Annotated in this window: 15 protein-coding genes; 1 reads left to right on the top strand and 14 read right to left on the bottom strand. The window is 40.8% G+C overall.

All coding sequences use genetic code 11. The features are described from left to right. Window positions 1–64 precede the first annotated feature (64 nt). The 8 genes from ACQYAD_RS16610 to ACQYAD_RS16575 form a co-directional block, all read right to left on the bottom strand. The gene (locus tag ACQYAD_RS16610; RefSeq protein ID WP_430239863.1) at window positions 65–259 is read right to left on the bottom strand and encodes a hypothetical protein; all 195 of its coding nucleotides are present in this window, start codon (window positions 257–259) and stop codon (window positions 65–67) included. A 60-nt stretch (window positions 260–319) separates the two neighbouring features. Further along, window positions 320–1279 carry an L-lactate dehydrogenase gene (locus tag ACQYAD_RS16605; protein WP_430239860.1) on the bottom strand — a complete coding sequence of 320 codons (960 nt, stop codon included), beginning with the start codon at window positions 1277–1279 and terminating at the stop codon, window positions 320–322. A 79-nt stretch (window positions 1280–1358) separates the two neighbouring features. After that, window positions 1359–2147, bottom strand: coding sequence for a DUF92 domain-containing protein (locus ACQYAD_RS16600; protein WP_430239858.1), 789 nt, complete (start codon window positions 2145–2147; stop codon window positions 1359–1361). Continuing rightward, a complete protein-coding gene (locus ACQYAD_RS16595; protein WP_430239856.1) occupies window positions 2144–2710 on the bottom strand; it encodes a 5-formyltetrahydrofolate cyclo-ligase in 567 nt (188 codons plus the stop codon). Before ACQYAD_RS16595 ends, ACQYAD_RS16600 begins: the two co-directional genes overlap by 4 nt. An 84-nt stretch (window positions 2711–2794) precedes the next feature. Further along, window positions 2795–2944 carry a 50S ribosomal protein L33 gene (gene rpmG, locus ACQYAD_RS16590; RefSeq protein ID WP_430239855.1) on the bottom strand — a complete coding sequence of 50 codons (150 nt, stop codon included), beginning with the start codon at window positions 2942–2944 and terminating at the stop codon, window positions 2795–2797. Window positions 2945–3067: 123 nt separating this feature from the next. Further along, window positions 3068–3691 carry a hypothetical protein gene (locus tag ACQYAD_RS16585; protein WP_430239854.1) on the bottom strand — a complete coding sequence of 208 codons (624 nt, stop codon included), beginning with the start codon at window positions 3689–3691 and terminating at the stop codon, window positions 3068–3070. A gap of 24 nt (window positions 3692–3715) precedes the next feature. Further along, complete coding sequence (locus ACQYAD_RS16580; RefSeq protein WP_430239853.1) at window positions 3716–4957, bottom strand: glycosyltransferase family 4 protein; 1242 nt, start codon at window positions 4955–4957, stop codon at window positions 3716–3718. Next, the gene (locus tag ACQYAD_RS16575; RefSeq protein ID WP_430239851.1) at window positions 4950–5591 is read right to left on the bottom strand and encodes a DUF4912 domain-containing protein; all 642 of its coding nucleotides are present in this window, start codon (window positions 5589–5591) and stop codon (window positions 4950–4952) included. The genes ACQYAD_RS16580 and ACQYAD_RS16575 overlap by 8 nt, the downstream gene beginning before the upstream one ends. Before the next feature lie 345 nt (window positions 5592–5936). Between ACQYAD_RS16575 and ACQYAD_RS16570 the strand changes: the two genes are divergently transcribed. Further along, on the top strand, window positions 5937–6305 hold the full coding sequence (locus tag ACQYAD_RS16570; protein ID WP_430239850.1) for a hypothetical protein: 369 nt from the start codon (window positions 5937–5939) through the stop codon (window positions 6303–6305). 83 nt (window positions 6306–6388) lie between these two features. Here ACQYAD_RS16570 and ACQYAD_RS16565 read toward each other — a convergent pair whose 3' ends face one another. The 6 genes from ACQYAD_RS16565 to pstC form a co-directional block, all read right to left on the bottom strand. Further along, window positions 6389–8152, bottom strand: a complete 1764-nt coding sequence (locus ACQYAD_RS16565) for a methyl-accepting chemotaxis protein (RefSeq protein WP_430239849.1) — start codon at window positions 8150–8152, stop codon at window positions 6389–6391. A 140-nt stretch (window positions 8153–8292) separates the two neighbouring features. Continuing rightward, window positions 8293–8952 carry a phosphate signaling complex protein PhoU gene (gene phoU, locus ACQYAD_RS16560; protein ID WP_430239847.1) on the bottom strand — a complete coding sequence of 220 codons (660 nt, stop codon included), beginning with the start codon at window positions 8950–8952 and terminating at the stop codon, window positions 8293–8295. Between the two features lie 14 nt (window positions 8953–8966). Then, entirely contained in the window at window positions 8967–9740 is a 774-nt protein-coding gene (gene pstB, locus ACQYAD_RS16555) for a phosphate ABC transporter ATP-binding protein PstB (protein ID WP_430239844.1), read from the bottom strand. 12 nt (window positions 9741–9752) lie between these two features. Further along, complete coding sequence (gene pstB / locus ACQYAD_RS16550) at window positions 9753–10541, bottom strand: phosphate ABC transporter ATP-binding protein PstB (RefSeq protein WP_430240017.1); 789 nt, start codon at window positions 10539–10541, stop codon at window positions 9753–9755. 29 nt (window positions 10542–10570) lie between these two features. Continuing rightward, entirely contained in the window at window positions 10571–11458 is an 888-nt protein-coding gene (gene pstA / locus ACQYAD_RS16545; protein ID WP_430239842.1) for a phosphate ABC transporter permease PstA, read from the bottom strand. Beyond that, entirely contained in the window at window positions 11458–12378 is a 921-nt protein-coding gene (gene pstC / locus ACQYAD_RS16540; protein ID WP_430239841.1) for a phosphate ABC transporter permease subunit PstC, read from the bottom strand. Before pstC ends, pstA begins: the two co-directional genes overlap by 1 nt. Between the last annotated feature and the right edge of the window lie 24 nt (window positions 12379–12402).

The following is a 12402-nucleotide window of genomic DNA, read 5'->3' as shown; positions in this document are numbered from 1 at the left end:
TTTTTTCTATTATAAACGAAATCCCCAATTGGATATGACTAAAAAGAAAAACCATCTGTGGTTTTCACCAGGCAGATGGTCCTCCAAAAACGGATTGTATTAGTTTGTTTTTAACAAATGGCAGGCTCATAAATGAGCCTACTGCAATTCGGCGAACCCATCCTGTTCCGATTAATAGATTCAAAAGACGGTAACGATAGCGATAGGCTGTATACCCGATCGTTCCAATTAGCAAAATGGATGTTAATGTACGAGACATTTTGATCCCTCCCACTACTAGTTTGAGTCGCCAGTCCGCTTTTTATCCATCCACTTGCCGTTATTGCTGCCATTTTTTCAGAACTGGCTCCATCGTTTTCTTTAATACTTCAACAGAATAGGAGAATTTTCTTTGCTCTTCCTCGTTTAATTCAAGCTGAACAACCTCCCTGACGCCATTTCGGTTGACGACAGCAGGTACGCCAATATAAATATCCCTTTGACCATATTCGCCATCAAGGTAGGCTGAAACAGTTAACACTGAATTCTCGTTTCTTAGGATTGCTTTTGTTAATCGGACAAGCCCCATTGCAATTCCATAATAGGTTGCCCCTTTGCGTTCGATAATTTGGTATGCCGCATCGCGGACATTTTCAAAAATTTCATTCAGTTCTTTTTGATCAAAACCCGAGTTCTTTTTCGTCCATTGGGAGATGGGTGTCCCGGCAATATCCGCGTTGCTCCAGACAGGAAGCTCTGTGTCTCCGTGCTCACCGATTATATAGCCATGGACATTGCGCGGATCAACATCAAAATAATCACCAAGTAAAAAGCGGAACCGTGCCGTATCGAGGATCGTACCCGATCCAATTACACGCTCTTTCGGCAGGCCGGAAAATTTCCAAACGGCATATGTTAATATATCGACAGGATTGGTTGCGACAAGGAAAATGCCATCAAAACCACTGTTCATAATTTCTTTCACAATCCCACTGAAAATAGCGATATTTTTCTCAACAAGATCGAGTCTTGTTTCCCCCGGCTTTTGATTGGCTCCTGCAGTCAGTACAACAAGATCTGCATCCGCACAATCCTTATGGCTCCCAAACCAGATTTTTGTTCGGGAAGGTGCAAATGGAAGACCATGGTTCAAATCCATTGCGTCCCCCTCAGACTTTTCCTTATTGATATCGATCAAGACAAGTTCTTCTGTAATGCCTTGGTTTAAAAGTGCAAAGGCATAACTTGAACCAACAAACCCGGTGCCGATCAGTGCGACTTTGTTTACCCGATTTAACATGTATTTCCTCCCGAAAATGCAATTTTTATACTACTATATTTTTTCGTATTCCCCCGTGTAACATACACTGGCAGCTCGATTAGCTAAAAAAACGCAGAACTGATACCGCCAAAAGACTTGCGAGAAATCCTGAAAGGAAATTCACCATGTCATTATCAATCAATCGGAGGCCTTTGATTTGTTTGGCCGGCTGTCCACAGTGGCTCTTTTTCTCTGTTTTTAACCCGCATGCCGAACAATGGTAGGCTTGCTGAATAGAGGCTCCCAGTACCGTATCAATGAGATTCCCTAAATAACCAAAAAGAAAACTATACACGGTCATCTTTAGATCAAAAGAAAATAAAACACCCGCCAATCCCGCGATTAATAAAGAACCAAGAAGACCAGCTGCGCTGCCCAGTAAACTGACAGCGCCAGATGTTCCTCTTTCAACCCGCTTAAACGACCTTATATCAAGTGGATTTTTTTTGCTTAATGAGCCAATTTCGGAGGCCCAAGTGTCAGAGTTGGCACTTGCAATGGACACCACAAAAATGAGCAGCCATTGCGGCATCTGATCAAAAGAATAAATGAAAGCGGCAATTGCGGCTGTTCCGCCATTTGCAAACACCTGCCGCCAATCTCTTCGGGATCCTTTCGCCAATTTCTCTTCCATTTCTTTTTTTAATGATGCTTTGTATTTTGACCACAAACTGGAAGATGCAAAAAAGACACCTAAAAGAACGAGCCCCTGAGCTCCAAAGCCAAGGTAGACTGCCAATCCAACCGCAACCGCTGCAACAGCTCCGCTTATGGAAAGCGACTTGGCATAAAAGCCTGCTAAACCTGTAGAAGCAATCAGAAGAAGAAACAGACTCCCTTGCATCATTTAGGATCAAGTACCTGTTTGTTCGTGATGATTTTTGCGACAGGAATATCGTGTGCTTCAACCGCAAATTCCTCAATCAGTTGAAAATCAAAAGCTAATGAAATGGCTTCACCCGGGTAGGTCTGTAAAAAACGGTCGTAATACCCACCGCCGAAACCAATCCGATATCCGTTTTTGGTAAAAGCCAATCCCGGAACAAGCAAAAGATCGATTTCCTTGGCATCCAGTTTTTCCGTCTGTTGTTCAATTGGCTCGTACAAGCCAAAGAATACGGATTCCAGTTGAGAGAATTGCGATAGTGCATGAAACGTTAAAGTTTTAGTAGCTTGGTGGCATTTTGGTACAGCAACTTGTTTCCCCTGCTCCCACGCTTTGCGAATGATTTGATATGTATCGACTTCAGGTGGATTTGAGAGGGTAATCCCGATCACATTCGCCTCTATCCAAGCCTGCTGTTCGTAAAGACGCTTCGCAATTTCGTAAGAAAAATCTTCATAGATCGGTTTGGAAAGGTCTGATAAGTTGGCTTTCATCTGTTTGCGAATCACTTTTTTATCCGTCATTGATTTACTCCTTCATCCCAATCTTTTTTATAAATATTCAGTAATTTATCCTAACAAAAAAAGCAGCAGGAAGCTCCTACTGCTTTATTTTGTTTCACGATGTGTTGTTGTCCGCTTTTCTCTTGGGCAATATTTTTTAAGCTCAAGACGGTCAGGATTGTTACGTTTATTTTTTGTTGAAATATAGTTACGGTCTCCACATTCAGTGCAAGCTAACGTAATATTCACACGCATGTTCATTTCCCTCCAAACTTGCTAGTAAAGTTCATACGACTTTTCTATAATACCATCTTTCAAAGGGAAATGCTAGTACTGTTTTTAAAAGTTCAGCAAACAGCCTTTTGGGAATGGTTGAAACTATCGTTTCAGCTGTTTATTCAATAACACATGATTGAGCAGCCCAACTTCCTGCCTGCTTTTCCCGTGGATTACCCATGACTGTATTTGCACTGTTTCACGGGCTCCAATCGTTGTATCCAACGCTAAAATGCTTGTGGCCGGTCCTTTAACCATCGGCTGATATTTGAGGCTGCCGAGGTGCTCACAATTCCAAATTTGATTGGAAATGAGATTCCAGAATGGTTGAATCGTATACTCGTTAGCAGGTTTTCCATTGCAGCGGGCATTCACCATATAAACATCTTCATTGATTAAATGATACACATTTCGGTCTGTTGGCGAGGCAAATGAAAACTGTTTTTCAAGCAGATTGGGATGATAATGGGCAGCTAAAACCTTCATATCTTTCGGTTCCGTACTATGATTGCTGACAAATAGCCGATAATACCAAATTTTTGAATGAATCCTTTCGAGCACTACTTTGACAGTCATTTTTTCAGAATACATTACTTTTTCCCGAACGTCGTGAAGCCAATGGCAATTTCCATTCAGCCATATGCCCGGAGTAAAATGGAGAGAATCAAGTTTGGTTGACGAAAAAGAAATTTCTTCTACTTTATCAAGTTCAGTTAGTTTTCCCATTTCTCTTTACACCTTTTTAAAAATTTATTTTCGAATCAATTGTTCATCATTTGGATTGATTTGCTGTTGGAGAAGAAGATCCTCCATTACTCGTTTTGTCTCTGTTGCAATTCGTGTCCAACCATATAAACTTTTCACCATTTTTCTGCCTTGTAAACCAATTTCTTGCGCTTTTTGTGGATTTTCAAGTAAAAAATGAATCTGTTCAAGCAATTGCGCTGCATCACCCGGTTCAATGAATAATCCGGTTTCCATGTGTTGAAGAATCATTTGCAATCCGCCAACTCTTGAAGCAATGGTTGGTTTACCGTGATTCATTGATTCTAAAACAACAATCCCAAACGGCTCATACAAGCTTGGAAAAATAGCAATGTCACACTGTCGGTAGAAGGCATCCTTCTCTTCATCCGAGATATAGCCGACAAACGTAATGTACTCTTGCAAATTCCGTTCCATAATTTGACGCCGATATGTCTCCAGCATTGGACCCTTGCCAGCAATCAAGAAATGGATGGCTTCATTGGCTTGTTTGACGAGTGCAGCTGCCTCAATCAAGGTCGCAAATCCTTTTTCCGAAACGACACGTCCAACGGAAAAAATACGTTTTTTTCCTTCCCATTTGGGGAAAGCGATTTCTTTTTCCGGTAGGGCTTCGATGCAATCAATTCCATTTGCAATGATCGAGATTCTCTCCTTGTCTAATCCAAATACGAGTGAAAGTTCTTCCCTCATAAATTCACTGCATACAATGACATGGTCTGCCATATTCAATAAATGTTGTTCCTGCTCATGAATGGCCCGTTGCATTTCATTGTGAATTCCTGCATTTCTTCCATATTCAGTGGCGTGTATTGTTGCCAAAAGCGGTAATCCCAATACATCTTTTAAGGCCATGGCTGCAGCACCGGTAAGCCAGTCATGGGCATGGATCAGTTTGAAATTTATTTTCGCAGCCAATTTTGCGGCTTCTGAAGCAATTGCAACATTCAAACCAGCTATCCATCGAAGAAATTGCTCATCATTTTCCTTTAATGGTTTAACCCTGTGAATATGAACCCCATCAGCGTATTCATATGGTGGCAGTCCGCCATTTCCTGCGGTTACCACATGCACTTCTACACCGATCATGGCAAGATGTTTTGACAAACCATGTACATGTCTTGATAAGCCGCCAACAACATTTGGTGGATATTCCCATGTGAGCATAAGAATTTTAACGTTTGGACTTTCAACATCCTGTCTTTTTTGCGGGCAAGCTTCAGTCATTTTTAGTCTCCATTTCTTTTTGCGATGTTTCTTGGTAATAGCTATAAGTGCTCACATGTTCCAGCCAAACGGGAGTTGTTTCTCCGTTTGCTTCACTGCCTATTTCTACATCTATTTCGTTTGCACAGCCAAGCTGAACAGAATTTGAACGCAGAATTGGAAAAAAGTCATTTTCCTTCATTTTTACTCCCAATTCCGCAATATAACTTCGATTAGAAGGAAGTCCTTTTACATTCCAGCTTTCATGTGAATACGAAACGGCCAATTCGTAATAATGATGAGCATTCGAGCCAATAAAGCTTCGTTTCGTAACATCATAGATTCGAATCACTTGAACAAGATCATCGAAATCGGCTTGAAAAAAATGTTTCACTACCGCTTTCGGAAGCTCAACAGCCTGCCAGTTTAATGCAACCTTTTGAGTATCCGTTTGTTTCATGACAAGTTCTGTCGTATATACGGGAGTGACAGCGACGAAAGAGCCTGCATGATCCGCCGACTGCTTCTCGTGATCGTTGCTGTTTACCTCTTTATGCCACCGATAGCGGACAGATCCTGCCGTTGTCTTTAGTCCCTTTGCAACTTGCCGGAAGGAAAAACCATTCCGTCTTCGTTTGATCATTTCATCAAGCATGTCTTTCCTCCAGTCCGCAAACTACTTAGTCTATGCAACTTTTATCTCCATTATTCATGAATTTTTCTACTTTAATAGTATCACTCACAAAGAAACAGTACAATAAACGCAATTTGTCGTTTCCCGCCTTCCCTTATCCAGCAGGGCATTAAAACGAAATGTTTTTTTCAACTGCTGAAAAAAAGAAAATTCGACACCTGCTTTTTATATAGAAACCAACATTTTTCGACACATCGCTTCACGGAGCAGCTAAAAAGAAGTCCAATATTATTGAACAGTCGTGTCGAAAAAAAGAATGCATAATGGTAAAATACAACTAGTAAGTGAACAGTTGAGGTGCAATTTATGGAAATGACGATGCTTGTGCTATTTGGTCTGTCCCTTTTTTTCCTTATCCTTTCTTTTTTACAAAAAGACCCTTATAAGGAATTAAAGGAGGAAGTTGACCAGTTTACAATGCAGCAAGTTCAAGAACTGTATCAGTTAAAAAAGAAAATGAACATTCTTGAAGAGGAACTGCTTGTTGCTGATGATGCCTTTCCAAGACCGGCTTCACCACCAATCAAAAAAAGAAAGGAAATTCATGATATTATAAAAAATCAAGTCTGGGCTCTTGCACAACAAGGAAAACCGATTGAACAAATCGCCAGCCTATCTTCCTTATCCACCGAAGAGGTTTATGAAATTCTCGAAGCCTATGCAGAAAAAGAATAAGTATATTGTATTTTTGCGAAAATAAAGCCTGCTGAATAGCGTTTTTTCAGCAGGCTTTCATCGTCTCTACCATTTGTTTTTCATTAAGCGGTTTGAAAGTTTTTAACCAAATTCGCAAGTATGCTTGCTTCTTTGCTCATTTTTTGTGCATGCGCCAAAATCTTCTCTAGTTCTTCATCTTGCTGCTTAATTGTCGCAGATGTTTCAATCGCTCCGGCACTAAATGTTTGTGATGTGCCAGTAATGGCCTCAAAAGCGGCCTTTACTTCTTCACTGCCAACAGATATATTCTCTAAGTACTTGGCTATTTCCTCAACATTTCGTACCATTTGCTCGATACCTGTTTTAATGGTGTCAAAACTGTTGCCTGTATGATTAATCTGATTCTTACTAGAAGTTAATTCTTCGAAGCCTTTGTGCAATGATTCCATGATCCCTTTTGACATGCTTTGAATTGAATGAACAATTCCATTAATTTCACTTAAAGAAGACTCGACTTCACTGGCAAGTTTTTTTACCTCTTGTGCCACGACGGCAAAACCTTTGCCAAACTCGCCCGCTCTTGCCGCTTCAATTGATGCATTAAGTGCCAGCAAATGGGTTTGGCCAGCAATCGATTTAATCACATCTGCTAAACGATTGATTTCGCGTGTTTCTTCATCTAGAACCACCACATCAGCAAGCGTATTTTCGATCATTTGATGGACATTTTCAATTTTTAATACAGAATTATCCATTAATTGTTTTCCATTCGAAGCTGCCTCTAAAACCTGGTGACCGGATTTCTTTAAGGCGGCCCCTTTTTTTGTTGAACGGCTAATCTCGCCATTTAGCGATTCGTAATGTGAAAACAGCTGAAGGGTTGAAGAAGTTTGCTGCTCAGCACCCCGGGATAGCAAGATCATCGTGTCCGAAGTTGATTCGCTTGAGTCTTTAACAGCAATACACGAATCCTTCAATTGATCACTGTTGTGAAACAAATTTTCCGAAGCGATTTTAATACCTTTTACCATTTCCCGCAAACTGGCGATCATTCCGTTCACTGCAGTAGTGATTTCACCCAGTTCATCTTCCCCATTATAAGATAGATTTTCAGCATTTAATTGGCCAGCAGCCACTTGTTTGGTTGTAGTTACAATGGTCGAAAGCTGTTTTTTCAATGATTGAGCCAGGAAAAAGACAAGCACACCACTTAGCAACGCCGATAAGACCACAATGAGAATGATTTCAAAAATTAGTACTGCCATTCGGTTTTCGGCATCTGCAATCGCTGTGTCGCGCTCCGCCCGTATTTCTTTGCTAAGCTTGTTTAAGATCGCTGAATTCTTTTCTCGAAGATCCGATATATTTTTCCGCACCTTTGTGTACAGGTCATGATCAAGCCGGACAACGGAAGGGATCACCTGATCGATAAATAGACGGTCAATTTCTTTATTGTTTGCTTCAACTTGATTCATTAACGCAAAGATGGCTTTGTTGTCTGTTCCTTTCTTCAGAACAACCAATTTGTCGTTCATTTCATTTCTTAATTCTCGATATTTTTTCACATCATCCATTTTCAAAAAGGTTATGTAATCGGCAATCCGTGTGTCCTTCGCATTCATCAGCGAATCAATATCGGAGACAAGAACGGCTTGTTCGCCTTTATCTTTAACAAATTGCATGTCTTTTTTCACATTTTGCAGCAACATAATAACCAAGATTGTTGCAATAATGAAGAGCAGTGTACTAAAACCCATTGATAGCAGCAATTTATAGCGAATCGGGATATTCCGCCATTTTATAGAATGGGTCTTTTGATTCAATAATAAGGCAAAAAAATTTTTCTGTCTTTTACGTTTATCCATCTTCTGTCCCCCACTTATGCTTGTTTCATACAGCTATCATAAAAAATTTCAGCAGAAAATAATTCATTTTTATCATATTTTTACACAAAATTTACAACAAATTAAAAGCGATAATGCCAGTGCATCATCGCTTTTAAACATTATGCATTTAAATCATAACGCTTTCCAGTAACTAGAAAAATTACATTTTCGGCAATGTTTGTTGTCTGGTCGGCAATCCGCTCAATGTAGCGGCAGACGTACGCCAACTGCGTGATTTGGTTTGTTGCATTCGGATTTTCCGGGATATAGCCCATTAATTCTTGAATCAATTTTCCGTACATTTCATCCACTTGGTCATCTTTTTCGGCGCATCGTTTTGCAAGAACCACGTCTTCAGAATAAAACGCCGTCATCGCATCTGTTAGCATGTCCAAGGAAAGATCCATCATTTTCGGAATATCAATGATTTCTTTAAATTGTTTTTCCTTGCCGATGTGCAAAGTCGACTTCGCAATATTGACTGCCTGATCGCCAATTCGCTCCACTTCCGTACAGATTTTGATTGCGACAATGATTTTGCGCAGATCGGTTGCCACTGGTGATTCTTTCGCTATCAGAATCAATGCCTTGTCGTTAATTTCATGATCAATCCGGTCGAGAATGTTGTCTCCGTCTACCACTTGTCTCGCTTTTTCAAGATCCTGATTAACGAGTGCGAGCATCGCCTCTTTTACAGCAGACTCAGCTTTTTGCGCCATGTCTAATAGCATTTCTTTTAATTCCTTTAAATTGCTATCAAAATTTGATCGTGTGTGCATAAAAATCCCCCTTTTTATCCGAATCTTCCTGTAATATAACCTTCTGTTCGCTCGTCAGATGGCCGGGAGAATATTTTCTCAGTCGAATCCAACTCAATTAATTCGCCCATTAAGAAAAATGCCGTCTTATGCGATACTCGAGCTGCTTGTTGCATATTGTGGGTGACGATGACAATCGTATATTTTTCTTTCAATTCTAACACTAATTCTTCGATTTTCAATGTGGAAATAGGATCAAGAGCAGAAGTCGGCTCATCCATTAGCAGCACTTCCGGTTTTGTTGCAAGTGCCCGGGCGATGCATAATCTTTGCTGCTGTCCGCCGGAAAGACCCAATGCTGGGGCGTCCAAGCGATCCTTTACTTCATCCCATAACGCGACATCCAGTAATGATTTCTCGACGATCTCGTCCAAATCCTTCTTCTTCTTTGTTCCATGGATTCTTGGCCCATAAGCGATATTGTCGAAAATGGACTGAGGAAACGGATTTCCTTTTTGGAACACCATACCGACCCGCTTCCGCAATTCCACAAGATCAATTTTATTCGTTAAAATATTTTTTCCATCAAAATTGATCTCTCCAGACATTTTTACGTTTGGAATTGTGTTAATCATTAAATTTAACGTTTTAATAAATGTGGATTTACCGCATCCAGATGGTCCAATAATAGCGGTAACTTCCTTTTGGTAAATTGGAAAGTCTATGTTTTTGAGTGCATGGTGATCGCCATACCACAAATTTAAATCATTTATATCAAATGCTTTATTCGAAATAGTTGCAACAGTCACTGCTTTTCCCCCTTATCCGAACCTTCCTGAAATATACTCTTCCGTCTTTTTCTCTTCAGGATTGGTGAAAATCTTCTCCGTTTCATCGTATTCAACCAAGTCCCCATTTAAGAAGAACGCTGTTTTATCCGAAATCCGGGAAGCCTGCCCCATATTGTGTGTGACAATCACGATCGAGTAATCCTTTTTCAATTCAACGATCAGTTCTTCCACTTTCGCATTGGAAATCGGATCAAGTGCGGAAGATGGCTCATCCAGAAGCATAACCGCAGGCTTCATTGCAATCGTCCTTGCAATGCAAAGTCGCTGCTGTTGTCCGCCGGAAAGGGAGAGAGCCGATTTATGCAAACGATCCTTTACTTCATCCCACAATGCAGCTTTTTGCAAACTCTCTTCAACAATCTCATCAAGCAGACTTTTCTTTTTAATTCCAGAAAATTTCAGTGCATGTGTAATGTTTTCATAAATCGATTTTGGGAAAGGGTTTGGCTTTTGAAAAACCATACCAATTTCTTTCCGTAAAGCAACCACATTAATATCATTTGAAAGTATATTTAAACCCTCGTAGAGGATCTCGCCCTCTGCTCTTGCACTGGGGATCAAATCGTTCATCCGGTTAATGCTTCTTAGGAAGGTTGATTTTCCGCAGCCGGAAGGTCCGATTAAGGCGGTAATGGCATTTTTTTCGATATCCATGCTGATGCCATTTACAGCACGTTTTTCGCCATAAAAAATTTCCAAGTTGTTGACTATTAAAATTTGCTCTTTTTGGTATTGTGTTACGGTAACCGGTTTTTCCATCGTCGATGTAGCCATTTCCTCATCACTCCTTATTTCGTCGCCGTCATTTTTTTATAAACGAGACTGCCAATAGCCCGGGCTAATAAATTAAATAGCAATACACAAATGACAAGAACTGCAGCCGAACCATTCGCGACTTCTTTTACGTCAGGGATCAGTCCTTGCGTGTTAACTGCCCAAATATGGACAGCAAGCGTTTCTGCCGGACGGAAAATATTTAAAGGTGATGTTGCTGAAAAAGGATTCCAGTTTGCATAATCGAGTCTTGGTGTTGATAATCCGGCTGTAAATAACAAGGCGGCAGCCTCACCAAACACACGCCCTGCGGCTAGGATCGCCCCTGTTAAAATCGATGGGAAAGCGCTCGGAATCAAAACAGTTTTTATCGTATGCCAATGCGTGATTCCTAGTCCGAGGCTCGCTTCCTTTAATTCTCTCGGAACCGAGCGAATCGCGTCTTCACTAACGCGCACCATCACCGGCAAATTAAAGACGGTCAGAGCCAAAGCTCCTCCTACTATCGTATATCCCCATCCGGTTAAGGTAACAAACATCAACAATCCAAACATTCCAATTACAATTGAAGGCAGGGATGCCAACACTTCAACACATGCACGAATAAAATCGGTCACTTTTCCCGGCTTTGCATATTCAGCCATGTAAATGCCGCCGCCCAAACCAAGTGGAACCGTAATCAGCATGGTAATAAACAACACATAGAACGAATTAAACAATTGATCCCGTATGCCGCCCCCAGCTAGCATATTGCTTGATGGTCTGGTTAAAAACTGCACGGAGATTTGCTTCAAACCGTTTACTAAAATGAAATAAAATAATCCAATCAGCAAGGAAATAATGATAGCTGCAATGGCAATAAAAACTCCTGTCGCAATCCGATCGGCTGTTCTACTGTTCATTATACCTTCCTCCTTGCTGAAAGATAACGGATGATTAAAATAAAGATAAACGAAATGATTAACAAAATAAGCCCCATCGACCACAAAACATTGTTTTCCACACTGCCAAAGACAGTGTTCCCCATGTTTAATGTGATGATCGTCGTCAAGGTTGCAGATGCATCTGTAATGCTGTGCGGAAATTTGCTGACATTGCCAATAACCATTTGGACAGCCAATGCCTCGCCAAACGCCCTTGCCATCCCAAGAACGATTGCTGTTAAAAGAGACGGTGTTGCGGCTGGAATCAATACTTTCCGAATGGTTTGCCAGCGAGTGGCGCCAAGGGCATACGAGCCTTCACGTAATGCGCTTGGCAGGGATGCCATCGCATCCGTAGCAATTGTTGTAATCGTCGGCAAAATCATTATCGAAAGGACGATCATTCCGGAAAGCAAGCTAAAGCCAAGCCCCCCCACATGGTTTCGAATAAATGGAACCAACACTGTAAGCCCGATGAATCCATAAACAACAGATGGAATTCCTACCAATAATTCAATGACAGGCTGTAAAACCTTTCTACCCCATGATGGGGCGATTTCCGTCATAAAAATGGCTGCTCCAATACCGAGCGGCGCAGCGATGAGCGCCGATAAAAAAGTTACAGCAAAGGATCCAAAAATAAATGGCAGAGCTCCATATGCCGGGTTTTGCTGATTTGTCGGGTTCCAAACTTTGCTGGTTAAGAATTCAATAAGACTTACACCGTTCTTAAGAAAGGCCTGCAAGCCCTTTTGTCCAATAAAAATTGTAATCGAAATTGTTGCCGCAATCATAATAATTGCTGCTAAAAAAACAAGGATTTTACCCCTTACTTCACCATTCATCCAATTTTTCTCAGATTTTAACAATCTGTCTTTTGCAGGAACCAATTTTTCCATAAAAAAATAATACACCCCTAAATT

The sequence above is a fragment of the Neobacillus sp. SM06 genome, assembly GCF_050496765.1.
GTDB lineage: Bacteria > Bacillota > Bacilli > Bacillales > Cytobacillaceae > JAEVLT01.
Note: the sequence above shows the minus strand (reverse complement) of the source record. Positions and strands in the feature narration are given on the sequence as shown.

What these genes read in the sequence shown, in the direction of transcription:
- ACQYAD_RS16610 (WP_430239863.1), bottom strand. Translation starts at nt 259, where the DNA reads ATGTCTCGTACATTAACATCCATTTTGCTAATTGGAACGATCGGGTAT.
- ACQYAD_RS16605 (WP_430239860.1), bottom strand. Translation starts at nt 1,279, where the DNA reads ATGTTAAATCGGGTAAACAAAGTCGCACTGATCGGCACCGGGTTTGTT.
- ACQYAD_RS16600 (WP_430239858.1), bottom strand. Translation starts at nt 2,147, where the DNA reads ATGATGCAAGGGAGTCTGTTTCTTCTTCTGATTGCTTCTACAGGTTTA.
- ACQYAD_RS16595 (WP_430239856.1), bottom strand. Translation starts at nt 2,710, where the DNA reads ATGACGGATAAAAAAGTGATTCGCAAACAGATGAAAGCCAACTTATCA.
- rpmG (WP_430239855.1), bottom strand. Translation starts at nt 2,944, where the DNA reads ATGCGTGTGAATATTACGTTAGCTTGCACTGAATGTGGAGACCGTAAC.
- ACQYAD_RS16585 (WP_430239854.1), bottom strand. Translation starts at nt 3,691, where the DNA reads ATGGGAAAACTAACTGAACTTGATAAAGTAGAAGAAATTTCTTTTTCG.
- ACQYAD_RS16580 (WP_430239853.1), bottom strand. Translation starts at nt 4,957, where the DNA reads ATGACTGAAGCTTGCCCGCAAAAAAGACAGGATGTTGAAAGTCCAAAC.
- ACQYAD_RS16575 (WP_430239851.1), bottom strand. Translation starts at nt 5,591, where the DNA reads ATGCTTGATGAAATGATCAAACGAAGACGGAATGGTTTTTCCTTCCGG.
- ACQYAD_RS16570 (WP_430239850.1), top strand. Translation starts at nt 5,937, where the DNA reads ATGGAAATGACGATGCTTGTGCTATTTGGTCTGTCCCTTTTTTTCCTT.
- ACQYAD_RS16565 (WP_430239849.1), bottom strand. Translation starts at nt 8,152, where the DNA reads ATGGATAAACGTAAAAGACAGAAAAATTTTTTTGCCTTATTATTGAAT.
- phoU (WP_430239847.1), bottom strand. Translation starts at nt 8,952, where the DNA reads ATGCACACACGATCAAATTTTGATAGCAATTTAAAGGAATTAAAAGAA.
- pstB (WP_430240017.1), bottom strand. Translation starts at nt 10,541, where the DNA reads ATGGAAAAACCGGTTACCGTAACACAATACCAAAAAGAGCAAATTTTA.
- pstA (WP_430239842.1), bottom strand. Translation starts at nt 11,458, where the DNA reads ATGAACAGTAGAACAGCCGATCGGATTGCGACAGGAGTTTTTATTGCC.
- pstC (WP_430239841.1), bottom strand. Translation starts at nt 12,378, where the DNA reads ATGGAAAAATTGGTTCCTGCAAAAGACAGATTGTTAAAATCTGAGAAA.